25 protein-coding genes are annotated in these 23,988 nt (G+C 70.3%); 15 read left to right on the top strand and 10 right to left on the bottom strand.

Annotated features, from left to right (window positions below):
• From I5I_RS16890 to I5I_RS10460, 3 genes are all read left to right on the top strand, one after another.
• Window positions 1-223 (top strand): hypothetical protein (locus tag I5I_RS16890; protein WP_148285532.1); only part of this gene is annotated, 223 nt, incomplete at its 5' end.
• A gap of 30 nt (window positions 224-253) precedes the next feature.
• On the top strand, window positions 254-1,495 hold the full coding sequence (locus tag I5I_RS10465; protein WP_036319195.1) for an MFS transporter: 1,242 nt from the start codon (window positions 254-256) through the stop codon (window positions 1,493-1,495).
• Window positions 1,496-1,536: 41 nt separating this feature from the next.
• A complete protein-coding gene (locus tag I5I_RS10460) occupies window positions 1,537-2,967 on the top strand; it encodes an MFS transporter (protein ID WP_051039575.1) in 1,431 nt (476 codons plus the stop codon).
• A gap of 62 nt (window positions 2,968-3,029) precedes the next feature.
• Here the strand turns inward: I5I_RS10460 and I5I_RS10455 are convergent, their stop codons facing one another.
• Complete coding sequence (locus I5I_RS10455; protein ID WP_005054410.1) at window positions 3,030-3,209, bottom strand: DUF3073 domain-containing protein; 180 nt, start codon at window positions 3,207-3,209, stop codon at window positions 3,030-3,032.
• A gap of 166 nt (window positions 3,210-3,375) precedes the next feature.
• Between I5I_RS10455 and I5I_RS10450 the strand changes: the two genes are divergently transcribed.
• Window positions 3,376-3,894 carry a universal stress protein gene (locus I5I_RS10450; protein ID WP_036319192.1) on the top strand — a complete coding sequence of 173 codons (519 nt, stop codon included), beginning with the start codon at window positions 3,376-3,378 and terminating at the stop codon, window positions 3,892-3,894.
• Window positions 3,895-4,022: 128 nt separating this feature from the next.
• On the opposite strand, the gene I5I_RS10445 is transcribed toward I5I_RS10450, so the two are convergent.
• The 3 genes from I5I_RS10445 to I5I_RS17145 form a co-directional block, all read right to left on the bottom strand.
• Entirely contained in the window at window positions 4,023-4,658 is a 636-nt protein-coding gene (locus I5I_RS10445; RefSeq protein ID WP_036319190.1) for a PadR family transcriptional regulator, read from the bottom strand.
• Window positions 4,659-4,660: 2 nt separating this feature from the next.
• The gene (locus I5I_RS10440; protein ID WP_036319187.1) at window positions 4,661-5,512 is read right to left on the bottom strand and encodes a DUF4097 family beta strand repeat-containing protein; all 852 of its coding nucleotides are present in this window, start codon (window positions 5,510-5,512) and stop codon (window positions 4,661-4,663) included.
• A 239-nt stretch (window positions 5,513-5,751) separates the two neighbouring features.
• Window positions 5,752-5,913 (bottom strand): hypothetical protein, encoded by a 162-nt coding sequence (locus tag I5I_RS17145; RefSeq protein ID WP_005054418.1) that lies wholly within the window; start codon window positions 5,911-5,913, stop codon window positions 5,752-5,754.
• A 108-nt stretch (window positions 5,914-6,021) separates the two neighbouring features.
• On the opposite strand from I5I_RS17145, the gene I5I_RS10435 reads away from it, so the two are divergent.
• The 8 genes from I5I_RS10435 (at window position 6,022) to I5I_RS10400 (ending at window position 15,152) form a co-directional block, all read left to right on the top strand.
• Entirely contained in the window at window positions 6,022-6,291 is a 270-nt protein-coding gene (locus tag I5I_RS10435; RefSeq protein ID WP_036319185.1) for a DUF7218 family protein, read from the top strand.
• Between the two features lies 1 nt (window position 6,292).
• The gene (locus tag I5I_RS10430) at window positions 6,293-7,255 is read left to right on the top strand and encodes a DNA topoisomerase IB (RefSeq protein WP_036319182.1); all 963 of its coding nucleotides are present in this window, start codon (window positions 6,293-6,295) and stop codon (window positions 7,253-7,255) included.
• 20 nt (window positions 7,256-7,275) lie between these two features.
• Window positions 7,276-7,710 carry a fluoride efflux transporter FluC gene (locus I5I_RS10425; protein ID WP_239640089.1) on the top strand — a complete coding sequence of 145 codons (435 nt, stop codon included), beginning with the start codon at window positions 7,276-7,278 and terminating at the stop codon, window positions 7,708-7,710.
• Window positions 7,707-8,084 carry a fluoride efflux transporter CrcB gene (crcB, locus tag I5I_RS10420; protein ID WP_036319175.1) on the top strand — a complete coding sequence of 126 codons (378 nt, stop codon included), beginning with the start codon at window positions 7,707-7,709 and terminating at the stop codon, window positions 8,082-8,084. Before I5I_RS10425 ends, crcB begins: the two co-directional genes overlap by 4 nt.
• Before the next feature lie 149 nt (window positions 8,085-8,233).
• Entirely contained in the window at window positions 8,234-11,416 is a 3,183-nt protein-coding gene (locus I5I_RS10415) for an efflux RND transporter permease subunit (RefSeq protein WP_036319174.1), read from the top strand.
• A gap of 10 nt (window positions 11,417-11,426) precedes the next feature.
• A complete protein-coding gene (locus tag I5I_RS10410) occupies window positions 11,427-12,095 on the top strand; it encodes a hypothetical protein (protein WP_135949590.1) in 669 nt (222 codons plus the stop codon).
• A gap of 278 nt (window positions 12,096-12,373) precedes the next feature.
• Window positions 12,374-14,425: a DEAD/DEAH box helicase gene (locus I5I_RS10405; protein ID WP_036319170.1), complete on the top strand. Its 2,052-nt coding sequence runs from the start codon at window positions 12,374-12,376 to the stop codon at window positions 14,423-14,425.
• A 274-nt stretch (window positions 14,426-14,699) separates the two neighbouring features.
• Window positions 14,700-15,152 carry a hypothetical protein gene (locus tag I5I_RS10400; protein WP_036319167.1) on the top strand — a complete coding sequence of 151 codons (453 nt, stop codon included), beginning with the start codon at window positions 14,700-14,702 and terminating at the stop codon, window positions 15,150-15,152.
• Window positions 15,153-15,158: 6 nt separating this feature from the next.
• Here I5I_RS10400 and I5I_RS10395 read toward each other — a convergent pair whose 3' ends face one another.
• Window positions 15,159-16,223 (bottom strand): Rv2578c family radical SAM protein, encoded by a 1,065-nt coding sequence (locus I5I_RS10395; RefSeq protein WP_036319203.1) that lies wholly within the window; start codon window positions 16,221-16,223, stop codon window positions 15,159-15,161.
• A 76-nt stretch (window positions 16,224-16,299) separates the two neighbouring features.
• Here I5I_RS10395 and I5I_RS10390 point away from each other — a divergent pair, with 76 nt between their 5' ends.
• From I5I_RS10390 to I5I_RS10380, 3 genes are all read left to right on the top strand, one after another.
• Window positions 16,300-17,319, top strand: a complete 1,020-nt coding sequence (locus I5I_RS10390) for a M15 family metallopeptidase (protein ID WP_239640088.1) — start codon at window positions 16,300-16,302, stop codon at window positions 17,317-17,319.
• Between the two features lie 128 nt (window positions 17,320-17,447).
• Window positions 17,448-18,611: an acyl-CoA dehydrogenase family protein gene (locus I5I_RS10385; protein WP_036319164.1), complete on the top strand. Its 1,164-nt coding sequence runs from the start codon at window positions 17,448-17,450 to the stop codon at window positions 18,609-18,611.
• Between the two features lie 247 nt (window positions 18,612-18,858).
• A complete protein-coding gene (locus tag I5I_RS10380; RefSeq protein WP_036319161.1) occupies window positions 18,859-19,284 on the top strand; it encodes a GIY-YIG nuclease family protein in 426 nt (141 codons plus the stop codon).
• 7 nt (window positions 19,285-19,291) lie between these two features.
• On the opposite strand, the gene I5I_RS10375 is transcribed toward I5I_RS10380, so the two are convergent.
• From I5I_RS10375 to I5I_RS10355, 5 genes are all read right to left on the bottom strand, one after another.
• A complete protein-coding gene (locus tag I5I_RS10375; RefSeq protein ID WP_036319159.1) occupies window positions 19,292-19,837 on the bottom strand; it encodes an ECF transporter S component in 546 nt (181 codons plus the stop codon).
• Window positions 19,837-20,700: a siderophore-interacting protein gene (locus I5I_RS10370; RefSeq protein WP_036319156.1), complete on the bottom strand. Its 864-nt coding sequence runs from the start codon at window positions 20,698-20,700 to the stop codon at window positions 19,837-19,839. The genes I5I_RS10375 and I5I_RS10370 overlap by 1 nt, the downstream gene beginning before the upstream one ends.
• Window positions 20,701-20,744: 44 nt before the next feature.
• A complete protein-coding gene (locus I5I_RS10365) occupies window positions 20,745-21,554 on the bottom strand; it encodes an energy-coupling factor transporter transmembrane component T family protein (protein WP_036319153.1) in 810 nt (269 codons plus the stop codon).
• Window positions 21,551-23,326, bottom strand: a complete 1,776-nt coding sequence (locus I5I_RS10360; RefSeq protein ID WP_036319151.1) for an ABC transporter ATP-binding protein — start codon at window positions 23,324-23,326, stop codon at window positions 21,551-21,553. The genes I5I_RS10365 and I5I_RS10360 overlap by 4 nt, the downstream gene beginning before the upstream one ends.
• A gap of 85 nt (window positions 23,327-23,411) precedes the next feature.
• Window positions 23,412-23,972: an ECF transporter S component gene (locus I5I_RS10355; RefSeq protein WP_036319148.1), complete on the bottom strand. Its 561-nt coding sequence runs from the start codon at window positions 23,970-23,972 to the stop codon at window positions 23,412-23,414.
• Between the last annotated feature and the right edge of the window lie 16 nt (window positions 23,973-23,988).

The raw sequence follows: 23,988 nt of genomic DNA, 5'->3' as shown, positions 1-23,988 counted from the left end.
ATTCGAGCTCGGACCCGGGGATCCTCTAGAGTCCGCCGGATTCTGCCGGAATCTTGACACGGGAGCGCGCGCCGCGAAACGGGGAGACCGCACGCGATGCGGAAATCATCCGTTTCCCCCACGCGTCGCCGCGCACGAAGATCGCTGCGCGGCGTTGCGCTACATCACCGGCACCGTGTCGGAGGAGTACCTCGCCTGGGTCGAAGGCACGCAGGAGAGCTGACCCTTCCCCGCGCGCCCTAGGCTGGATCGGGTGACCGATCCCCGCCCGCGCTCCCTCTGGCGGGGACGCCTCCTCGCGCTGGTGGGCGTCGTGCTCGTCGCGTTCTCCCTGCGTTCGGCCGTCGCCGCGCTGTCGCCGATCATCTCGGAGGTGCAGGCCGACTTCGCCGTGCCGACGTGGGTGGTGGGTCTCATCGGCACCGCGCCGCCGGTCTGCTTCGCCGTCTTCGGCATCGTGACCCCGATGCTCGAACGCCGGTTCGGGCTGGAGCGGCTCGCGGCGGCATCCATGCTCATCGTCACGGCCGCCCTCCTCGCGCGCGCTCTCGCGATGGACGCGGCCACGCTGCTGCTGGCGACGACGGTCCTGTTCGCGGCGGTGGGCGTGGGCAACGTCGTGCTGCCGCCACTGATCAAGACGTACTTCCCCGACCGCGTGGGCACGATGACCGCGCTGTACTCCGCCCTTCTCGCGATGGCCGCGTTCGTGCCGCCGTTGGTGGCGGTGCCCGTCGCGGATGCCGCGGGGTGGCGGTTCTCGCTGGGCATGTGGGCGGTCCTCGCGCTTCTGGCGGTCGCGCCCTGGGTGACGCTCGTGGTGCGCGCGAACCTCGCCCGCACGCAGGCTCCCGCCGCGGTGGATCTCGACGCCCCGGCGCCCGGCGTGTTGGGACGCCTGCCGCGGCTGTCGCTCGCGTGGGCGCTGGCGGGGACGTTCGGCATCTCCGCGGCGAGCGTGTATGTGTGCTTCGCCTGGCTGCCGGTGGTGCTCGTCGACGTCGCGGGCGTCTCGCACGCCGAAGCCGGCGCGCTGCTGTCGCTGTTCGGCGCGATGGGACTGCCGTGGTCGATCATCGTGCCGATCCTGATCACACGCTGGCGCAGGGTCGGCGTCGTGTACGCCGCCGCCCTGATCGCGGGGCTTTCGGGCGTGGCGGGAATGCTGATCGCGCCCGGGACGGCCACGGTCCTCTGGGTCGTGCTGCTGGGAACGCCGCAGGCGTTGTTCCCGGCGGTGCTGGTGCTCATCCAGCTGCGCTCGCGCACCCACGAGGGCGCCGTCGCGCTCAGCGGCTTCGCGCAGAGCGTCGGGTACGGCATCGCCGCGCTGTTCCCGCTGATGTTCGCGGTCGTCCATGAGGCGACCGGGCAGTGGCAGCCGGTGCTCGTGGTCTTCGGTCTGCTGTTCCTCGCGACGATTCCGACCGGCCTCGTCGTCACGCGGCCGCGCACGATCGAGGACGAGTGGGAACGTCGCCACGGCGCGTGGTGAGTGGACGTGCGTGAGGGCGACCTTTCCGCCACGATGGTCGCGTGGATGAGCATGACGCGTCACCGAAGGGACGTGCCCCCGCCGAGCGACGGGCGCTGAGGGCGCACCCGGCGCTCGTGCTGGCGACGGTCTGCGGCGCGCTCGCGCTGGTGTCCATCGACGTGACCATCCTTCACGTCGTCGCGCCGACCATCGCCCGCGACCTGGGCGCCACCGACACCGAGCTGCTGTGGATCATCGACATCTTCCCGTTCGTCATCTCGCCCCTGCTGCTGTCGGCGGGCGTCACGAGCGATCGGTACGGGCGGCGCGCGTTCCTGGTCGGCGGGCTCGTCGTCTTCGCGCTCGCGTCGGCGGCCGCGGCCTTCGCCTCCAGCCCGCAGCTGCTTATCGCGGCGAGGGCCGCGATGGCCGTCGGCGCCGCAGGGGTTCTCCCCTCGACGATGTCGCTGCTTCGCGTCGCCTACCCCGATCGAGACAAGCGCGTGCGCGCCGTCGCGATCTGGTCGATGTCGTCCGCCGCCGCGGCGGCGGCGGGACCCGTGATCGGCGGCTTCGTCGTCGAGCACAGCACGTGGGGTGCGGTGTTCCTCATCAACGTGCCGCTGTGCGCGCTCGTCATCATCGCGGCGGCGGCGTTCGTTCCGGAGTCGCGCTCCACGCGGCCGGGCAGCACCGACCTCGTCAGCCAGGGGCTCGCGATCGGAGCGGTGCTGGCGGCGGCCGTGGCGATCAATAGTTTGGCCGAACACCACGTCGACCTCGTCCTCGGCGGACTGGTCGTCGCGGCCGGGTTGGGCACGCTCTTCGTCCGGCGACAGCGCGCGATGGTGCGTGAGCGACGGACGCCGATGCTCGATGTCGCACTCTTTCGCAATCGCGCGTTCTCCAGTGCGCTGATCGCGGTCGCGCTGGCGATGTTCGCCATCGTCGGCCTCGAACTGCAGTTCGCGAGATACCTGCAGCTGGGGCGCGGCTTCGAACCCCTGGATGCCGCGATCGCGCTGATCCCGCTCGCGTTGGCCACCCTGGTGGGCGCCTTGCTCTCACCGTGGTTCCTGCGGCGCCTCGGTCATCGCGCGGCGATCTCGAGTGCCCTCATCGTCGCGGGGGCGGCGCTGGCGGCGGTCGCGTTCGCGCCCGACCCCGTGCACCTGGCCGTCTTCGCCGTCGCGACCGGACTGGCAGGACTGACGATCGAGATCGCCGCCGTCGGGGCGAACGATCTGATCGTGTCGTCGGCCGGCCTGCACGAAGTGGGCGGAGCGGCCGCGCTGGAGGAGATCTCCTACGACCTGGGCGGCGGCTTCGGCACCGCCGTGCTCGGCGCGATCGCCGTGTCGGCGGCGTCGGTGACGGAGGGCTTCCACGCCGCGGTCATCGCCTCGGCGGTGATCCTGGCGGTCGCCGGGGTCGCGATGATCCTCACCCTGCGTCCCGCGCGAGCGGCCGCAGCGGGGCCGCGGCACTGATCACGTCGCCGACGGATCACATCACCCACACGACGGCGCCGGCCGAGGCCGCCGGAAGAGCGTCAGGCTGTCTCCAGCTCGTCCTCGTCGTCGGCGTACTGGTCGGCCCACTTGTCGACGTACGGGTCTTCCTCGTGGTGTCCGAGCTCCTTTTCGAGCGCGGAGTAGTTCACGTTGTAGGTGTCGTACTTCAGCTCGCGAGCGATCTTGGTGTGCTTCGCTTTCTGACGGCCACGCCCCATGCGAGACCCCCTCATTTCTGAGTCACGGACGATGCGGGTTTCCCGCATTTCGTCCGGCGCATTCACGATGCGATTGACGATCCGGCTTCCTGCCGGGAAGAGTAGCATTCAGAATAACACGGTGCCCCCGGCGCCTCGCGGTGCGGGGGAGGACGGGGAAGGTCGCATGGCCGAAACAGACGAGAGTCCGGTTCCTCAGCGGGCGGTGATCGTCGGCGTCATTCCCGACCAGCCGACTCGCGTTCTCAAAGAAGCAGCCCGGTACGCGAAGCTCTTCTCGGCGCCCTTGATCGTCGCCCACGTCGACGTCACGCGCTTCGTCACGTACGAGGATCCGGACGGCTATATGCACACCGCGCCGATCGACATCGACCTCGCCATCGGGGAGGCGCAGCTGAGTGCGGTCGAGGGCGTCGCGGCATCCGCGCTGGAAGGCTCGGGTATCGAGTGGAGCGTCACCCAGCTCGTCGGCGACCCGGCTCTGGCGATCAAGCACCTCGCCGAGAAGGCGCAGGCGCGCCTGATCGTCGTCGGTACCCGCCGCCGCGGGTTCGGAGAGTCGATCCGCGAGTTCTTCACGGGCTCGGTCGCCGCCCGTCTGGCGCACCGTCAGTCGCGCCCCATCCTCGTCGTCCCCCTGCAAGACCCCGTCGGCGACGACGAGGACCTCTGGCCTGCGTCGTAGCCCCCTCCCCCCTCCCCGCGAGCCGCTACGAACTCGCCGAGCCGCCATCTTTTGACACGCCGGAGTGTGGCGGATCGGCGGAAAGATAGCGGCTCGGCGGAGAAGGCGAGAGCGGACGGGCCCGTGCGTCAGCGGAGTGCGCGGGTCAGGGCGGCCAGGGTGTCGTCCAGCGCGCGCGACAGGTCGTCGACGACGTCGGCCGCGAGTTGTCCGCCGTGCGCCAGATGCGTGCGCAGATCCGCGCGCACCGTGGCGCGGAACTCGCCCACGATCGCCTCGGCCCGCCTCATCTGCTCTCGCGACGACTGCCGCGCCTCGTCCCCCCCCGACGCGGATGCCGAGGCGCGTGCGCCGGTGCGGTCACGGTCGGCGTTGTCTCGTTCCGACTGCGCCGAAGCGGCGAGATCGGCGCGGAGGCTCCTCATCGCCTCGCGGACGCTGCCGCGGACCTCGTCGGCGATCAGCCGCACGCTGTCGGCAAGCCCCGCCTCGATCCCCTCGAGCTCGTGGGCGCGAGCGGCCACCTCGGCGCGCCCCGCCTCGGTGATCGCGTAGACGGTCTTGCGGCCGTCCACGGTCTTGGTGACCAGGCCCTCCTCCTCGAGCTTCGACAGTCGGGGATAGATGGTGCCGGCGCTGGGCGTATAGGTTCCGCCGGTGCGATCTGACAACGCCTGCATCAAGTCGTAGCCGTGGCGCGGCGACTCGTCGAGCAGGTTCAGCAGGTAGAGGCGCAGATCGCCGTGCGAGAAGACGGGAGGCATGCTCAGTTCTCCTCGGCGGTCGCGGATGCCGCGGCATCCGGAGCGGCCGACGAGCGGCGCAGCACCGTGACGTCGCCCGAGACCGAGTTCGCGCGCACGTCGGCGAAGCTGCCGCTGAGCTCCCCGACGGAGTCGACGTAGTTCGAGGGCCCAGAGCTCGAGCGCTTGACGCCGTCGACCACGAGCCGCCCGCTGACGCTGCGGAGCACGAAGTTGGCCGGGTGGCCCTCGTCGAGACGCACGGTCGCGTCGCCCGACACGGTGTTGAGGCTGACCAGGTCGACCCGATCGGTCGAGTCGACGAGCATGCCGCCCGAGACGGTGTCGATCGTCGCCTTGCGGATGCTGCCGGTGGCCGCCACATCGCCGGACACCGAGTTGGCGCTGAGTGCGCCGTCGAGGCCGCGGATCTGCACGTCGCCCGAGACGGCGTTGACCGACAGGTCGCCGGTGAGGCCGTCGACGATGATGTCGCCGGAGACGGTGTTCAGGCGCGCGCCCGAGGCGAGGCCCGACACGAGCGCGCTCGCGGAGACGACGCCGAGGGTCAGCAGGATGCCGCGGGGGACCGCGACGCTGATCTCCGCCTTGGGCCCGCCGGAGCCGAAGTTGCGGAACACCTCGAGGAAGTTGTCCCAGCGCAGCTGCGGATGGTCGATCTCCACCACGTCGCCGGAGGCCTCGATGCGGAGGTCCTTGATCGTGACGGCGTGCACTTCGATGCGCACGCCGGGCTCGTCGTGCGCGACGACGTCGATCTGGCCGCCGACGAGGCCCACCTTCAGCTTGCGGATGTCTTCGAGGTCGATCACCCGGGTCTCGCCCGGCTTGATGAGCCACTTCTCCAGAGTCATCTGTTTCTCCTGACGTGAGGCGATTCGAGATATATCGCGTTATCCGAGAGTAACACGATATATCTCGATTTGCCAGCGTGTTCGTCCGACTTCCCGGTTGATCCGTCCCTTCTTGCCGGCGGCGGGCGGCGTCAGCGACGAGAAGGACCGGACGAACGGAGCGGGACGAGGTCCCCACAACGCGGACGCGCCGGCCCACCGTGAGGTGAGCCGGCGCGTTGTCCGGTTGTGCGACGTCGCTACGCGCGACCGCCGCGAACGAGTCGCAGCAGGAACGCGATGATCGCGATCACGGCGACGATCAGGGCGACCCACAGCAGCCAGTTCAGGGCGGCGTTCATGCCACCGACGATGGCGAGCACGATCGCGACGACGATGATGATGATCAGAGCGAGATTCATGTGATTGCTCCATTCTCGGGGGACTCCATGACCCCCTGAAACTAGTCCCGTTCCGCGGGGGAGGCACCCCCCTTGCCGCGGCCTTCGCACCTGCGGTAGGGCGGGTATATGCCACAGAACAGCACACCTCCTTCGCTGAAGGATCCCGAGCTCTACGAGGAGCTGCGCAAGGACGGCGCATCGAAGCAGAAAGCGGCGCGCATCTCCAACGCCGCCGCGCGGGACGGCCGGAAGGCCGTCGGGCGACGGGGTGGCGAGTCCGGCTCGTACGAGGACTGGACGGTGGCCGAGTTGCGCGCTCGCGCGAAGGAACTCGGCATCCGCGGGTACTCCGGTGCGCGCAAGGCGCAGCTCATCGACATGCTTCGAGACTCCTGACGTGCCGCGCCTGCGCCGCGTCCGCCCCGGACGCGACCTCGGCTACCGGCGCCTACGCTCCGGTTCGGGATTCCGCTACGTGGATGCCGACGGCGCCGCCCTCCCTGCCGCGGAGCGCGAGCGCGTGGTCGCGCTCGTCATCCCCCCGGCGTGGAACGACGTGTGGATCTGCGCCGCCGCGAACGGCCACATCCAGGCCACCGGCGTGGATGAGGCCGGACGGATGCAGTACCTCTACCACCCGGACTGGTCGACCACCCGCGACAAGGGCAAGTACGCGCGGGCGCTGCAGCTCGCCGAGAGCCTGCCGCGCGCCCGCGGGCGCATCACCGCGTCGCTGCGCCGCGAGGACCTCGACCGCGAGCGGGTGCTCGCGACCGCGTTTCGCCTGCTCGACCAGGCGGCGCCGAGAGTGGGCAGCGAGCGGTACTTCACCGCGCACGGCAGCCGAGGGCTCACCACGCTGCAGCGGCGGGATGCCGCGGTCAGCGGCACCGTCACGAGCCTGCGCTTTCCCGGCAAGAGCGGCAAGCGGCAGAGCCTCGACGTGGACGACGAAGACCTCGCCGTCGTCGTCGAGATGCTCGCTGCGGGTCGGCCGGCTGCACCTCTTCTGGCGTACGCGCGCGGCCGCCGGCGCGTTGCCCTGACCCCGCGGGACGTCAATGTGTACGTCCGGACCATGACCGGCGGCAGCTTCACCGCGAAGGATTTCCGCACGCTGCGCGGCACCATCCTCGCGGCCGACGCGCTGGCGCGCATCGGGACCACCACCACGAAAGCCGATCGCAAACGCGCCGAGGTGCTCGCCGTCAAGGCGGCGGCCGCGGCCCTGGGCAACACGCCGACGGTGGCCAAGAGCTCGTACATCGATCCCCGCGTGTTCGCGCGGTATCGACGCGGTGAACTGCTGGACACGACGGTTTCGCCGGAATCGGCGATCCGTGCGCTGCTGGGTCCGTGAGGCGACGCTAGTCTGCGGACGTGACTCGTCCCCGCTGGTTCTCGCCGGTCGCCCTCGCGCTGGTGATCCTGGGCGGCATGATCGGCGTCGCGATCCGCGCCGTCGTCGTGGTGCCGTTGGCAGCCGTCGACCCGCATCCGCTGGTCGTGCCGGCCGTCACGCTCGTCATCAACCTGCTGGGATCGCTGCTGCTGGGCGTCATCGTGGGCTGGTTCGCCGATCGGCATCCGCGCGCTCGACTCTTCCTCGGGACGGGAGTCATGGGCGGGTTCACGACGTACAGCGCGTTCGCCGTGCAGACCCTCTCAACCTCGAGCGCGTCGCCCTACATCGGCATCATCCTCGTCGTGGTCTCGCTGTTCGGCGGCGTCTTCGCCGCCGTGGTGGGACTGGCGGCCGGGCGGCGCATCGCCGACCGTCCCGGCGAGGTCGAGCGTCCGGAGGATGCCGAGTGAACCCCGTCGAGATGGCGGCACTCGTCGTCGGCGGAGGACTGGGCGCCGGTGCGCGCTACCTGATGGATGCCGCGATCATGCGCGGGCGATCGGGCGCGTTCCCGATCGGCATCCTTCTCGTGAACGTGCTCGGCTCCTTCCTGCTGGGGCTCGTCACCGGTCTCGGGCCGAACGTGGCGCCGGCATGGGCGAGCATTCTGGGCGTGGGCGTACTGGGGGGCTTCACGACGTTCAGCACGGTGTCCACGGAGACGGCGCTGCTGGCGGAGCGGGGTCGCCGTGACTGGGCCTGGGTCAATCTCATCGGCACGCTCGTGCTCTCCCTGATCGCCGCCGCCGCCGGCCTCGTCATCGGCGAGCTCTTCCCGCGCTGAGCGTCGACGCCCGTGGGTGCCGAGCGTCCGGATTCTCGGGTTATCCCCCGGCTTCCGTCGCCGCCCGCCGTCTGTCCGCGTGCGAGAATGAGGCGGATACACGCGTGTATCGGTTTTTCGTCCGCGCCTTCCGACAGCAAGGGTTTTCCGTGTCGCATCTCGCCGTCCTGAGCTTGAAGAACCGGGCGCTGATCGCCCTGATCACGATCGTCGCGGCGATCTTCGGCGGCCTCGCCCTCACGAGCCTCAAGCAGGAGCTCATCCCCTCGGTCGAGTTCCCCCAGCTGTCGATCCTGTCGACGTACCCCGGCGCGTCGCCCGATGTGGTCAACAACGACGTATCGACGCCCATCGAGACGGCGATCCAGGGCATTCCGGGACTCGAGTCCACGACGGCGACGAGCACCACGAACGCCTCGATCATCCAGGCGTCCTTCACCTACGGAACCGACCTGGCGACCGCGGAGCAGAAGATCCTGCAGGCGATCAACCGCATCAAGTCGACGCTGCCCACCGGTGTCGAACCCAACGTCGTCTCCTTCTCGATCGACGATCTGCCCGTCATCGCCCTCGCCGTCACCGGCTACGGCGATGAGAAGACGATCCAGGCCCAACTGCAGGCCAGCACGATCCCCGACCTCGAAGACGTCAAGGGCGTCAGCGCCGCCACGATCGTGGGCGGCCAGGGCCAGCGGGTCACGATCACCCCTGATCAGGCGAAGCTCGCTGCCGCCGGCTTCACCCAGACGGCACTCACCGACGCCCTCAAGCAGAACGGCGTGCTCTTCCCGGGGGGCACGGTCACCGAGGGCGACCAGACGCTCACGGTGCAGACCGGCAGCAAGCTCACATCGGTCGACCAGATCTCGGCGCTGCCGCTCGTGCCCACCTCGGCGGCCCAGTTCGAGGGGGCGGCCAAGAACGGTCCCCTGAAGATCGGCGATGTGGCCACCGTGGCGCTCGCGCAAGACCCCGTGACCTCGATCTCGCGCGTGAACGGCGAGCCCGCGCTGACCATCTCCATCACCAAGCTGCCCTCCGCCAACACCGTCGACGTCAGCCGAGCGGTCACGGCCCTGCTGCCGAAGCTGCAGAGCGACATCGGCGGCGACGCGAGCTTCAGCGTCGTCTTCGACCAGGCGCCCTACATCGAGCAGTCGATCGAGTCGCTGGCACAGGAGGGTCTGCTTGGCCTCGTCTTCGCGGTGCTCGTGATCCTCGTCTTCCTGCTGTCGGTGCGCTCGACGCTAGTGACCGCGATCTCCATCCCGACGAGCGTCCTCATCACCTTCGTCGGCATCCAGGCCTTCGGCTACTCGCTGAACATCCTGACGCTGGGCGCGCTCACGATCGCGATCGGCCGCGTCGTCGACGACTCCATCGTCGTCATCGAGAACATCAAACGCCATTACGTCGAGGGTGCCGAAAAGCTCTCGTCGATCCTGCTGGCGGTTCGCGAGGTCGCCGCCGCGATCACGGCGTCGACCATCACCACCGTCGCGGTGTTCCTGCCGATCGCGTTCGTGGGCGATGTCACCGGCGAGCTGTTCCGGCCCTTCGCCATGACCGTGACGATCGCGATGGCGGCGTCGCTGTTCGTCGCGCTGACGATCGTTCCCGTGCTCGCCTACTGGTTCCTGCGCCCCGGAAAGCCCGTGCGCGATGCCGAGGGCGACCCGATCGACCCGGAAGACCCCGCCGCGCCCCCGTCCAGGCTGCAGCGTGCGTACCTGCCGATTCTCGGCTGGACCCTGAAGCACTCGTGGGTGACCCTGTTGGTCGCCGTGCTCGTGCTCGGCGGCACGATCGCCGCGGCCCCGTTCATGAAGACCAACTTCCTCGGCGACAGCGGACAGAACACCTTCACCGTCACGCAGCAGGTCGGCCAGGCCCCCAGCCTCGACGCCGAGGATGCCGCCGCGAAGAAGGTCGAGACCGCGCTGAAGGGCGTCGCCGGCATCACCACGGTGCAGACCTCGATCGGATCGAGCGGATCCGCCGTACGCGATGCGTTCCGCGGGGGCAGCACCGGCATCACCTACTCGGTGACCACCGACACGTCAGCCGATCAGGTGACCGTGCGCAACGACGTGGAGAAGGCGCTCGCCGACCTCACCGACGTCGGCACCGTCACCGTCTCGTCCGGCCAGGGCGGCTTCGGCTCCACGGATGTCGAGGTCGACGTGACGGCGCCGTCGGCCGATGCGCTGCAGACCGCGACCGACGCGGTCGTCACCGGTCTGCAGGGCAAGAACGGCATCGGCCAGGTCACCTCGAACCTCTCGGCATCCCTCCCCTTCGTCGCCGTCACGGTCGACCGCGCCAAGGCCGCGCAGCTGGGGCTGTCGGAGGTCGCCGTCGGCGGACTCGTCTCGAACACGATGCAGCCGCGCCAGATCGGATCGGTCGAGATCGACGGCACGTCGCTCACCGTCTACCTGCAGTCGTCGTCGGTGCCGAAGACGATCGACGAGCTCAAGGGACTGCAGATCGCCTCGGCGAACGGGCTCGTCCGCCTCGATCAGGTCGCGACGGTCGAGCAGAGCCAGGGGCCGACCTCCATCACGACCCAGCGTGGTCAGCGGACGGCGACGGTCACCGTGTCGCCCTCGACCGACGACCTGAACACCGCCTCCGCAAGCGTCCGCACGGCGCTGACCGGCCTGGACCTTCCGACCGGTGCGGCCGCGAAGGTCGGCGGTGTGGTGACGCAGCAGTCCGACGCGTTCGGCCAGTTGGGCCTCGCGATGCTCGCGGCCATCCTCATCGTCTACATCGTGATGGTCGCGACGTTCAAGTCGCTGCGTCAGCCGCTGCTGCTGCTGGTGTCGGTGCCGTTCGCCGCCACCGGCGCGATCCTCCTGCAGATCGCGACCGGCGTGCCGCTCGGCGTCGCGTCGCTGATCGGCGTGCTGATGCTCATCGGCATCGTCGTCACGAATGCGATCGTGCTCGTCGACCTCGTCAACCAGTACCGCGAGAAAGGGCTCAGCACCCATGACGCGACCGTCGCGGGCGGCTCGCGACGCCTTCGCCCCATCCTGATGACGGCGCTGGCGACGATCTTCGCCCTCACGCCGATGGCGCTCGGCATCACCGGCCACGGCGGTTTCATCTCGCAGCCCCTCGCGATCGTCGTGATCGGCGGACTGGTCTCCTCGACCGTGCTGACGCTGCTCGTGCTGCCGACGCTCTACAACCTCGTCGAGGGTGCGCGCGAGCGTCGGGCTGCCCGGCGGGCCGGTGGCGGCGACGACGGGACGGACGTGGATGCCGCGGCCTCCGCGGACGGGTCCGCCGCTCTGCACCCCCGGCGGTCGCGTCGTCGATAGGCTCGGCCGCATGCGACGAAACGTTCTGTCGGCAACGATCGCGGCGCTGGCTCTCGCGGGTGCACTCAGCGGTTGCGCCGCCGGCGTTGCGCCCGATGCCGTTGCCATGACCGCTTCGCCAGACTCAACCTCCAGCGCGAGCGCCGTGCCTCCATCGCCCTCGGGGTCGGGGTCGGGGTCGGGGCCGTCGTCGCCGCCGGCGAGCGCGGTGCTCGTCTTTCCGCGGTGCGAGGACTTCATCCCGATCTCTGTCCTGCAGAAGTACTTCTCGGCGGACGCCGTCGCGTACGCGGATCCTGGCTGGACCCTTGAACAGCGGCTTCCCGGCCCGCTGGCGCGCGCTGCCGTCACGAAGGCGGAGCGAGCCAGCCAGTGCGCCTGGGGCGTGCGAGGGGGTTCGGACGGTGGCGTCCAGGCGGGTCTGCTCGAGCTTCCGACCGACGTGCGTGACGAGCTGATCACCGCGTTGCGCAGCAGCGCGGACTACACCGAAGCGGCGATCGACGGTGCCACTGTCTTCACCGCTCACGTGGCGGGTGAGATCGCTGATGGCGCGGTCGGCTACGCCTTCGAGGGGAACACGTGGATCGCGGTCGTCGGCAACAGCAAGGAAGCGGCCATGCTTTCCGGGTACCTTCCCGCCGCCCTTGCGGCCCTTCACGCCGCGAACGCGCGATGAGGCAGAGAACGTCGCGGTAGGCGCTTCCTGACCGGCACTCTCACAGCTGGACCGGGTACAGTGGTGTCGTCGGCTCTGGACACCGCGCTGAGGCGCGGGTGGGTTTGTGAGTCCAAGGGGCCGATGGTGAGCGTCGATCGACGCGCATGACCATCACTGTTGAATGGCCCCCGGACCACCGGGTTGCCCGCCGCCCCGGTCCGTCCGGCCTCCTGGTCGCTCCGGCTCTCGCTGCGCGGCGGCGCTGTTCTCGCGCGAGAAAACCCAGGAAGAACACCATGCCCAAGAGCAAGAAGCCGGCCGGCGGCCGCGCCCAGAACTTCGAGCCGCGTTACGGCGCGAAGACCAGCTACCAGGACGCCAAGCGTCGCCCCGGACAGTCCTCCGCGGGCAAGCCCGGCAGCAAGAGCCCGAGCCACCGCGGCTACCGTCCGGCCGAGGCCGCGGAGTCGGGTACTGCGCCGAAGCAGCGCTGGAGCGCCCAGGAGCGGGCCGGACGCGACGAGGCTCGCGGCATCCGCTCGCGCGCCAACGGCGAGCGCCCGCGTCGTGATGACCGCGACGGCTTCCGCCCCGCGCGCGACGATCGTCCGGCTCGTTCTTTCGACGACCGCCCGCGTCGTGACGATCGTCCGGCTCGTTCCTTCGACGACCGCCCGCGTCGTGACGATCGTCCGGCTCGTTCGTTCGACGACCGCCCGCGCCGCGACGAGCGCGGTGGCTATGGCCGCAGTTCCGCAGATTCCACGCGCGGCGGTCGCGATGGCGCGCGTGCGCAGCGCGAAGGCCGCGACTTCCGAGACGCGGAACGTCCCCGTCGCGACGACCGTCCGGCTCGTTCGTTCGACGACCGTCCGGCTCGTTCGTTCGACGACCGTCCGGCTCGTTCGTTCGACGACCGCGGACGCCACTCCTCCACCTCGCGCTCGGATCGACGCGAGCGCCCTGATTTCGCCGCGCGAGATGCGGATCGGAGGAGTTACGACCGTCCGCGCCGCGACGACCGCCCGGTTCGCACCGGCGGCAACCGTTCCGACTGGAACTCCGACGCAAAGGATGCCGCGGCGCGCAAGGCCTATGAGGAGCACGCCGATGTCGTGCACGAGAAGCTGCAGGCGCAGGCCGTGCAGGCCGAAGAGGTCGCGGACGTGAGCTTCGCGAGCCTCGGTCTCGGTGACAACATCGTGCGGACCCTCGCCGAGCTCGGCGCCGCGGCCCCGTTCCCCATCCAGGCCGCCACGATCGCGCCGATCCTCGCGGGCAAGGACGTGCTCGCCCGCGGCCGCACCGGTTCGGGCAAGACCATCGCATTCGGCGCGCCGCTCGTCGAGGCGGTGCTGCGCAGCCAGGCCGGCAAGCGTCGCGCGTTCGGCCGCAGCCCGAGGGCCCTGATCCTCGCCCCGACGCGCGAGCTCGCGCTGCAGATCGACCGCACCATCCAGCCGATCGCCCGCAGCGTCGGCCTCTTCACCACGCAGATCTACGGCGGCGTGCCCGCCGGGCGCCAGGTCGGGGCGCTGAAGAAGGGCGTCGACATCATCATCGGCACTCCCGGACGCATCGAAGACCTGCAGAACCAGGGCAAGCTCGACCTCTCCGAGGTCGGCATCGTCGTGCTCGACGAAGCCGATCACATGAGCGAGCTCGGCTTCCTCGAGCCGATGCAGCGGATCCTCCGGCTCGTCGACCCCGACGCGCAGAAGCTGCTCTTCTCGGCGACCCTCGACCGCGAGGTCGCGGCCCTCGTCGATGAGTTCCTCGTCGACCCCGCCGTCTACGAGGTCGCCGGCGAAGACCAGGACTCCGGCACGATCGACCACCGCGTGCTCGTCATCGACCACCGCGACAAGGCGGAGATCCTCACCGCGCTCGTCGACCGCGCCGGCAAGACCCTCGTGTTCGCCCGCACCCGGGCCTACGCCGAGATGCTCGCCGAGCAGTTCGACGACGCCGGCATCCACGCCGTCGCCCTCCACGGCGACCTGAACCAGGCCAAGCGCACGCGCAACCTCGAGCGCCTCACGTCCGGTCGGGTCAGCGTGCTCGTCGCCACCGATGTCGCCGCGCGCGGCATCCACGTCGACGACATCGACCTCGTCGTCCAGGCCGACGCGCCCGACGAGTACAAGACCTACCTGCACCGCTCCGGTCGTACCGGTCGCGCCGGTCGTGTCGGAACCGTCGTGACCCTGATTCCGCGTCAGCGCCGCCGTCGCATGACGGAGATGCTCGACCGCGCCGAGATCGATGCCCCGTTCGAGGATGCGCGTCCGGGCGACGACGTGCTCGAGGAGATCTCGGGACGTCAGGCAGCGCACATCGACCGCTGAGTTCGACGCGCTCTCGAGGCGGAGGGGCCGTGGCGTTCGCGCCGCGGCCCCTCCGTCATTCCGTCAGAACAGCACCGAGTCCCCGTAGTCTGGGCGGGTGACTCGGCTGTCTCTGGGAGCTTTGCTCGCCGCATCTGTCGTTCTTCTCAGCGGATGTGCGGCGTCGACGGCGCCCACGCCGCCGCCCGCCCCGACAGGTTCGGGCTCACCTCAGGCATCTTCCCCCGGGGTGTCACCCTCAGCCGCGCCTTCGTCGCCGTCCCTCGTCGCGAAGATGCCAGGCACGTGCGATCAGCTCGCGACGGACGAGGCCGTATCGGCGGCGATGGGGAACTCGTGGAGCGCCGCCTCCGAGGATCCGACCGTCGAAGACATCGTCCCGGGCCCGCAGGCGCAGGCGACGGCTGCCGAGGCGACGGAGAAGCTGCAATGCTTGTGGTGGCCGGAATTGGCCACCGAGGCGTATGTCGCGTTGGGCGCCTATCGGATCTCCGATTCGGCGGCGGCGAGCCTGCTCTCTGCGCTGCGATCGACTCCCGAGTACGTGAGTGTCGACTCCGGCATCACCGGGGCGGCCGCATTCTCCTATGAGCAGAGCGGAGGCGAGTACCTTCGGTCCACCGTCTACGTCGTCGTCGGAGGAATGTGGTTCGCGGGCGGTTCACTCGGACCGGCCGCACGGATCGCGCCGTTGGTTCTCGATGCTGCGAAGCACAGCATCAGCTGACTCCTGTCAGAACAGCATCGCCGGGGCGGATGCCGCGACTGACGATGATGCCGCTGCCCGCGCGGTCGTCCGCACCGGACCCGGTCGCGCCGGCCGCGTCTCGACCTCGTCCTCCGGACCACCGGTGAGACGGTGCCGTCGCAGCAGCGGACGCACGCGGGCCGCCAGCCACTTCCGGTACCCGACCGGCGCGTAGACCGTCGCGCCGGGGTAGAGCCCTCGATAAGCGGGCACGAGCTCCGGATGCTCGCGTTCCAGCCACTGCCAGAACCACTCCCGGGCGCCGGGACGCAGGTGCAGTGCCCCGAAGACGACGCGCACGGCGCCGGATGCCGCGATGCGCGCAATCGTGTCGTCGAGCACCGCCACGGAGTCGGTCAGGTGCGGCACGATCGGCATCAGGAACACAGTCACGGCGAATCCGGCTTCGGTCGCCGCCCGCACGGTGTCCAGGCGTGCCTGGAACGTCGGTGCACCGGCCTCGAGTGTCTGCCGCAGCCGCTCGTCGGGCATGGCGATCGACATCGCGAGGTGTACGGGCACGCGACGCCGCGCCTCCGCGAGCACCGGCAGGTCGCGGCGCAACAGCGTGCCCTTGGTGAGCACCGAGAACGGCGTTCGGCTCGCCGCGAGGGCATCGATGATCTCGGGCATGAGCCGATAACGCCCCTCGGCGCGCTGATACGGGTCGGTGTTGGTGCCGAGCGCCACCGGCTGCCGCTGCCACGACGGCGCGGCCAGTTCGCGGCGTAGGACCTCGGCCACGTTGACCTTCACGACGATCTGCTCGTCGAAATCGCGCCCGGCGTCGAGGTCGAGGTAGGTGTGGGTGCCCCGTGCGAAACAGTACGAGCAGGCGTGGCTGCAGCCACGGTACGGGTTCACCGTCCAGTCGAACGGCATCGCGGATGCCGAGGGCACATGATTCAACGCCGACTTGGCCGCCACCTCGTGGAAGGTCATCCCGGCGAACTCCGGGGTCGTGACGGTGCGGACCAGACCGTCGAGGCGCTCCATGCCGGGCAAGGCAGCGGCATCCGCCGCATCGATACTCTGTCCACGCCACCGCATGACGTACATTCGAACAGATATACGACAGATGTGCAACGGGCAGGTGTCGCACGGGCTCGGCGTGCAGAATAGGCGGGTGCCGCACCCCGAGCAGCCGACCAGTCGCCGCGCCGCGCGCGCCGCTGCGCCGCGCCCGCGGGCGCGCCGTGAGTGGCTCGCGAAGGTGCCCCTGCGCGTGCGATGGACGGCGTTCGCGATCGTGTTCTGGGCCGTTGCGGCCGTCGTCGGCATCTCGGCCTTCTCTCTCAGTGGCGCGCGCGGCCCGAGTGGCGCCGCGACCACAGCGAGCGCGGTGGCCGCCGTCGCTCTGCCGAGCGGAGCCGACGCGACGGCGCCGCGGGCCACGGGTCTGCCGGTACCTGCGCAGACCGGCGCTGCGGCGCTGTGCGACGACCCCGCCGTGGTCGCAGCGCTCGCCGCGGGGCAGGACGAGGACGTCATCGCCGCCTTCGGTGGCGGTGCGGCCTTCCGCGACGCCGTCGTCGCCGGCTCCGCACCCTGCATCGATCTCGGCGACCCGCATCGGCTCTGGATCGTCGTCGACAAGAAGCGGCCCCTGAACCCGCTGGATGTCGAGCCCACGGAGCTGGTCGCGCCCGCCGACATGCAGCGCACGGTCGACGGCAGGCTGCAGCCCGCGGCGGCGCAGGCGCTGACGGCTCTCGTCGCCGCCGCCGCTCAGGAGGGCGTCGGGGCGATCGGCCTCAACAGCGCCTACCGATCGTTCGCGTCCCAGACGCGCACCTACAACGGGTACGTGAACTCGCTCGGTCGCGACGTCGCCGATCAGCAGAGCGCCCGCCCCGGCTTCAGCGAGCACCAGACGGGACTCGCCACCGATGTCGCAGCCTGCGACGGCGGCTGCGGTGCCATCGAAGCGTTCGGCGGTACGCGCCAAGGCGCCTGGGTCGCCGCGAACGCCTGGCGATTCGGTTTCGTCGTCCGTTACGAAGAGGGCTACACCTCCATCACCGGTTACGAGGCCGAGCCCTGGCACCTGCGCTACATCGGCCCCGCGCTGGCGAAGGCCTACCGCGACGGCGGTTTCCACACTCTCGAGGACTTCTTCGGCCTGCCGGCGGCGCCGGACTACTGATTGTCGAGCGCCACGCTCGGGGTGAAACCCAGTACCATGGATGCTGGGATGCGATGCCACCGGCATCCGGGATTCGTCCCGCGGCATCCGGCAGATTCCACACTCGACGACGAGAGGACGGGCGCACCATGGAGCGCGAGATCTACGACGAGGACCACGAGGCGTTCCGTGACGTCGTGAAGGAGTTCCTCAAGCGCTTCGCCACCGAAGAGAAGCGCAAGCAGTGGGAGGCGGACGGTGAGATCGACCGCGCGACCATGCTCGCGGCCGGCGAAGCCGGCATCATCGGTTTGAGCGTGCCCGAGGAGTTCGGTGGCGCCGGCATGCTGCAGGACTATCGATTCCGCTCGATCGTCCTGGAGGAGACCATCGGAGCCGGGCAGGGCTCGCTCGCCGGTGCCTTCGGCATCCAGGACGACCTCGCCGTGCCGTACATCGTTCACATGGGAACGCAGGAGCAGAAGGAGAAGTGGCTGCCCGGCATGGCGACGGGCGAGATCCTCGGCGCGCTCGCGATGACGGAGCCCGGCGCCGGAAGCGACCTGCGCGGCATCAAGACGACCGCGAAGAAGGTCGACGGCGGCTATCTCGTCAACGGCGCGAAGACGTTCATCTCCTCGGGGAAGACCGCCGACATGGTGGTCACGTTCGTGAAGACCGGCGAGGGCAACCGGCCGGATGCCTTCAGCCTGCTCATCCTCGAAGACGGCATGGAGGGTTTCGACCACAGCAAGAAGCTCGAGAAGATGGGCTTCCACGGGTGGGACACCGCGGAGCTCAGCTTCACCGACGTGTTCGTCCCGGAAGCGAACCTCATCGGCGGCAAGGAGGGCATGGGGTTCATCCAGCTCATGATGAACCTGCCGCTCGAGCGTCTGTCGATCGGTGTCGCGGCTGCGGCTGCGGGCGAGGCCGCGTTCGTGTGGACCCGCGACTACGTGCTCAGCCGGGAGGCGTTCGGTGAGCGGATCGCCGACTTCCAGAACACCCGGTTCCTGCTCGCCGACATGGCGACCACGGTCGATGTCATGTGGACCTACAACGATCGCGCGATGATGCTCTACAAGGACAAGAAGCTCACGGCCGAAGAGGCGGCGAAGGTCAAGTTCTGGTCGACCGATCGTGAAGCGGAGCTGCTCGACATCGGCGTGCAGCTGCACGGAGGCTACGGCTACATCACCGAGTACCCGATCGCGCGCGCCTATCTCGACGCCCGCGTGCACCGCATCTACGGCGGCACGAACGAGATCATGCGCGACATCGTGTCGCGACAGATCGTCGGCAAGCGCTGATCCGCCCCCGCGCGGTGATCCGACCGCGCGCGGTGATCCGCCCGCGCGCTGACCCGCGGCATCCCTCCTCGTCCGCGAGACACCGGTTCTGCACCGAGACACCTGGCCACAACCGGTGTTTCGGTGCGCAGACGGTGTCTCGCGGTCGGAGGGCGGTCGGGTCGCGGTCGGAGGGCGGTCGGGGGTCGGTCGAGGGCGGTCGGGGTCGGCAGCCGCGGGTGTCGGCGGGGCGCGGTAGCGTGCGGGGGTGTCGCGGCGGGAGGAGTGCGTGCTGTGCGGGCTCGCACGGCCAGAGGCGGATGCCGACGGCATCCTGACCTGTCCGGTGTGCGGGTGGCGGCTCGGCGACAGCCCCGATCCCGATCTGCCGCGCCCGCGCGTCGAGGTCGTCTACTACCTGCGGTGGGAAGAGCGCATCAAGATCGGCACCAGTCGCGAGCCACGCCAGCGCCTCGCCGCGATCTGGCATCAGGAGCTGCTGGCGTTCGAGCTCGGCGGCCGCGCGGTCGAGCGCGCGCGTCATGAGCAGTTCGCGCCCCTGCGCGAGGGCGGCGAGTGGTTCCGTGCCGCGCCCGAACTGCGCGCGCATGCGGCGGCGCTCGCCGACGGCATCCCGCCCTGGCACAGCTATGCCCGCTGGGTCGCCGACGCCCTCCGTCGTTCGGTCAGCTGACGCGCGTTCAGACCGCCGCGCGGTGGCGGGCCAGGCGTGCGACTCCCGCGGCGCGCAGCCGGTCGGCGATCAGAATGGCCAGCGCCGTCCCGCCGACGCAGGATGCCGCGCACAGCGCGATGAATCCCACGAGCACGGGCGTGGCCATCGACCAGAGGTCGAACGACTGCGCCGCGAGGATCGGATACGCCACGCCGATGAGAGCGGCTCCGGCGTAGTGCAGCCACGTCGCCCACCGTCGGTACAGCGTCACCATGAACGCGAGTTCGGGGAAGAAGGCCCAGAACAGCGTCGTCGCGACGGCCGAGATCGTATAGAACGGGGCGAGAACGAGCCCCGAGATGAGCCCCACCAGCAGGCCGGCGAACGGACGCTGCAGCAGGCGCAGTGCCACGACCGGCGGAATCACCCACAGGCCGGCGATCGCCACCGTTGCGAACGGCACTGTCGCGAACAGGGCGAGCGAGAGCCACCACCCTGCCGCGAGCACGACGCCCCCGGCCACGCCGATCGCGGCGCACGTCAGCAGGTACGCGGTCGACGCCCTGCCCATCAGTGCACCTCCGTCGATGCGTGCGCTGTCGCGGTGGCCGTGCCCCGCCGCCAGTACCCGACGAAGCTGATGCGATCCTTCGGATGCCCGAGGCCGACGAGGTGACGCCGTGCCGCCACCGGGAGGGACTGCTCGCCGGCGACGAACACGTGGGTATCGGCCGTGGGGGCGCCCAGCGCGCGCAGGGCCTCGAGCGCCGGGGTGCCGGGGGATGCCGCGGCATCCCGCACCAGCCACGTCACGTCGACCCCCACGGGCGCCTCGAACGTCAGAACGTCATCCGCGGACGGCGCTTCCACGACGACCGTCCCCGTCGCCGCGGCGGGAAGCGATGCGCAGATGCCGGCGAGGGCCGGCCCCGCCGTCTCGTCGCCGATGAGGAGCACCCGGTCGACACCGCGCTCGGGCGTGAAGCCGATGCCTTCGTCGATGATCACGACCGACTCGCCCATCGCCGCCGTCTCCGCCCAGCGCGAGGCGGGGCCTGCCGTCGGACCCGACCCGTGCAGGACGAAGTCGACGTCCAGTTCCGCACCGCCGCTCGGACCCGAGGCGCGATAGGCCCGCACCGAGTAGTTGCGCATGACCGGACGGATGCCCTCCGGGATGCGCAGGTAGCTCAGGTAGCCCAGAATGCTGTTCGCCTTCGCCGGGATCCGCTCGAGCCCCGTGCCCGCGCTGTCGCTGCGGTGGGGAAGGAACAGGCGGAACCACTGGTCGTAGCCCATCGGCGAGAAGCGGGCGATGTCGCCGCCGCCGAGGGTGATGCGCATCCAGTGCGGCGCGAGGCGTTCGGTGCGGACGACCTCGAGGCGCAGGAGCGGCTGTGCCGACGGCTTCGTGAGGCGGGACGAGCGGGCCAAGGGAGCCCCTTTCGTGTGTGTGGACAGGGATGCGCAGTGCGGCGTCAGAGGGTCCAGGGGAAGAGGGCGATCAGGATGGCGCCGCTCACCAGCCAGAAGACGACCACGAAGACGGTGTCGCGCCGGCGCCACGGGACGAGGTGACGCTCGGTGCGGTCGGGGTGGGCGCCGAAGGCGCGGGCATCCATCGACAGCGCGACGCGCTCGGCGTGGCGGATCGCGCCCGCGAGAAGCGGCACGAGATAGCCCCACCAGCGCGCGATCGCGGCGAACGGTCCGCGGCCGCCGTGCGACCCGCGCACCCGGTGGGCCTGGCGGATCACGTCGAGCTCGTGCCCGAACCGCGGCACGAAGCGGAAGGCGGCCAGTGCGGTGTAGCCGACCCGGTACGGCACGCGCAGCTGCTGCACGCTCGCCCGGACGAGGTCGGGGCCGGTGGTCGTCAGCCCCGCGATCAGCGCGAGCGCGACGATCGCGGCCAGGCGCAGTCCTGTCGCGAACCCGACCGCCAGGGCTCCACTGGTCAACGTCCACGAGCCGACGTGCGCGAGAACGGCGCCGCCGACGCGGGCGGGATCGGTCCACAGGCTCATCGACGCTCCGATGACGAGGGCCGCGGCGGGCAGCGCGACGAACAGCAGCAGGGCCACCCGGGCGGTCAGCCGCGCGCCGAGGAGCACGACGACATAGGCGACGGCGATGAACGCGAGCGGGCTGGCGAGGTCGCGCACGAACACCAGCAGGATCATCGCGGGCAGGGGCGCCGCGAGCTTCGCCAGGGGGTTGATGCCCTCCAGCGCGCGAACGCTCTCGCTGTCGGTGCGCGCCCACGGATCGGTGACGGCGGCGCTCACGGGGCCGTCACCCCCACCGGCAGATCGGTGAGGCGGGTGACGTCGGCAAGAGAAGGATGCCGCGTCATCCCCGCGAACGCGCGTCGCAGCGGCGGCTGACGGAGACCCGCCGCGCGCACCAGATCGTCGTCTGCGAAGATCGCGGCGGTCGCGGCATCCGCGATCACGCGCCCCTCGGAGACGACGACCGTGCGATGCGCGTGCTCGGTGACCAGCTGCATGTCGTGGGTGACGACGAGGATCGTGGTGCCGTCGGCGCTCAGGCCCTCCAGCAGATCCATGAGCTCGTCGGCCCGCGCCCGATCCTGACCGAACGTGGGTTCGTCGAGGGCGAGCACGGGCGCACCGGCGACGAGAGCGGTGCCCACCGACAGGCGCCGCTTCTGCCCGCCGGAGAGCAGGAAGGGGTGCACGTCGGCCTTGCCGTCGAGGTCGAACCGGCGCAGCACATCGAAGGCCCGCTCGCGCACCTCGTTCTCGGCGAGCCGCTGCCGCCGCAGGCCGTGCGCCAGTTCGTCGAACACCGTGTGCGCGATGAACTGGTGCTCCGGATTCTGGAACACGAAGCCGATTCGCCGCGACAGCTCGCGCGGATCGCTGCGCGCGACGTCGATGCCGTCGAGCACCACCTGCCCCCGCGGCACCGGGACGACTCCCGCGAGCGACTGCAGCAGCGTGGTCTTTCCCGCGCCGTTCGCGCCGACGATGGCGACGAACTCGCCCGCCGCCACATCCAGGTCGATGCCGTGCAGGATCTCGCGACGACCCCGCAGAGTGCGCAGCCCGCGGACACGTATCAACGGCTCTGCGGAGGCGACCGGCGCCGCATCGGCTGCGGAAGGGACGGATGCCGCGGGCGAGCCGGCCGGTGCGTCCGCCGCGTCGAGGGCGGTGCGCAGCTCGGTCGGGTCGAGCGGCAGAGGATCGAGCGTCCATCCCGCGGCGCGCAGACGCAGTGCGGCGAGGGTCGAGACGGGCAGCCAGACCCCCATCTCATGCAGCTCGGCGGCGCGGGCGCGCAGCACCTCGTCGACCGTGCCGTCGGCCACGGTGCGCCCGGTGCGGTCGAGCACGACGACCCGGTCGACGATGCCGACGACGGCGTCGAGGTTGTGCTCCACGAGCACGATCGCGCGATCACCGGCGGCGACCAGCGCGCCGAGCGTCGCGTAGACCTCTTCGACGCCCTGCGGGTCGAGGTTCGCCGTCGGCTCGTCGAGCACCAGAAGCGGTGAGCCCATCGCGAGCGCGCACGCGATCGCGAGGCGCTGGCGGCCGCCTCCGCTCAGACGGTCGGGGTTCTCGTGCCGCCGGTCCCACAGATCGACCCGGCGCAGGGCTTCCTCCGCGCGCTCCAGCACGTCCGCCACGGGAAGACGCAGGTTCTCGGGGCCGAAGGCCACTTCGTCGAGGAGGGTTCCCGTCACCAGCTGCGCGTCGGGATCCTGGAACACCATGCCCACTCGCGTGCTCAGCACCGACACCGGGGTCTCGGCGGTGTCGAGACCGTCGACCTCCACCCGTCCGCGCACCGTCGCCGGCACCGCGTGGGGGATGAGCCCGTTGAGCGCGAGTGCCAGCGTCGACTTCCCGGCCCCGCTCGGACCGAGAAGCAGCACCACTTCGCCGCGGTTGACGACGAACGAGGCGCCGGCGGGAGCCTCGGCATCCGCGCCGTCGTGACGGATGCCGAGATCGCGCACGCTCAGCAGAGCACCGGACGCGCGGGTATCGGGCACCGCGGCATCCGCTCCAGGCTCAGCAGTGGTCACGGTTCGTCCCAGGGTCGGTCGGGGGTCTCCCCTCAGGTTAGCCGAACCTAACTTCTTCGACCTAGCTCCTATCCGGAACCCCGTATCAGCGCCGAACGATCTGCCGCGCGACGCCCGCCCGCCGCAGCGACGCGCCGAGGCCGAGTCCGATCGCCGTCCAGGCCACCGGTCCGCACACCGACAGGGCGAGATAGGCGATCTGGGCCCAGAGCGGGTAGGCGCTCAGGTGCGCGGCGAAGAAGACCACGACCGCCACGAGCACACCGATCACCACCGCGGAGATGAAGAACCGCCACGCACCCCACGCGCGGTAGCGGGTGAGCGCGGCCACACCCTCCTGAATCGCACCGAACAGCAGTGCCGTGCCGAGGAAACGCGCGCTCCAGATCGGCGCGAATGCGCTGGCGACCAGCGCTGCCAGGACATGTGTCAGCACGGCCACCAGCGGCAGGCGCAGCACCTCCTGCGCGATGATGCCGGGAAGCACGTGCGCGCCCAGCACGAGGCCGTAGACGATGGCCAGACCGGGCACGGAGAGGACGATCGGCGTCACGAGCCCGGCGATGCCGCCCAGGATGCCGGTGGCCACGCCGATTGCCGCGCACACCAGCAGGACGCGCGTCGACAGGACGGTGTTTCGGGCCACGCCTCCAGCGTAGCTG

The organism is Microbacterium sp. B24 (assembly GCF_000333415.1).
Lineage (GTDB): Bacteria > Actinomycetota > Actinomycetes > Actinomycetales > Microbacteriaceae > Microbacterium.
Note: the sequence above shows the minus strand (reverse complement) of the source record. Positions and strands in the feature narration are given on the sequence as shown.

Excerpts from the sequence above, each read along its gene's own strand:
- I5I_RS10455 (WP_005054410.1), bottom strand. The coding sequence starts at position 3,209 with ATGGGGCGTGGCCGTCAGAAAGCGAAGCACACCAAGATCGCTCGCGAG.
- I5I_RS10450 (WP_036319192.1), top strand. The coding sequence starts at position 3,376 with ATGGCCGAAACAGACGAGAGTCCGGTTCCTCAGCGGGCGGTGATCGTC.
- I5I_RS10445 (WP_036319190.1), bottom strand. The coding sequence starts at position 4,658 with ATGCCTCCCGTCTTCTCGCACGGCGATCTGCGCCTCTACCTGCTGAAC.
- I5I_RS10440 (WP_036319187.1), bottom strand. The coding sequence starts at position 5,512 with ATGACTCTGGAGAAGTGGCTCATCAAGCCGGGCGAGACCCGGGTGATC.
- I5I_RS17145 (WP_005054418.1), bottom strand. The coding sequence starts at position 5,913 with ATGAATCTCGCTCTGATCATCATCATCGTCGTCGCGATCGTGCTCGCC.
- I5I_RS10435 (WP_036319185.1), top strand. The coding sequence starts at position 6,022 with ATGCCACAGAACAGCACACCTCCTTCGCTGAAGGATCCCGAGCTCTAC.
- I5I_RS10410 (WP_135949590.1), top strand. The coding sequence starts at position 11,427 with ATGCGACGAAACGTTCTGTCGGCAACGATCGCGGCGCTGGCTCTCGCG.
- I5I_RS10405 (WP_036319170.1), top strand. The coding sequence starts at position 12,374 with ATGCCCAAGAGCAAGAAGCCGGCCGGCGGCCGCGCCCAGAACTTCGAG.
- I5I_RS10400 (WP_036319167.1), top strand. The coding sequence starts at position 14,700 with ATGCCAGGCACGTGCGATCAGCTCGCGACGGACGAGGCCGTATCGGCG.
- I5I_RS10395 (WP_036319203.1), bottom strand. The coding sequence starts at position 16,223 with ATGCGGTGGCGTGGACAGAGTATCGATGCGGCGGATGCCGCTGCCTTG.
- I5I_RS10385 (WP_036319164.1), top strand. The coding sequence starts at position 17,448 with ATGGAGCGCGAGATCTACGACGAGGACCACGAGGCGTTCCGTGACGTC.
- I5I_RS10375 (WP_036319159.1), bottom strand. The coding sequence starts at position 19,837 with ATGGGCAGGGCGTCGACCGCGTACCTGCTGACGTGCGCCGCGATCGGC.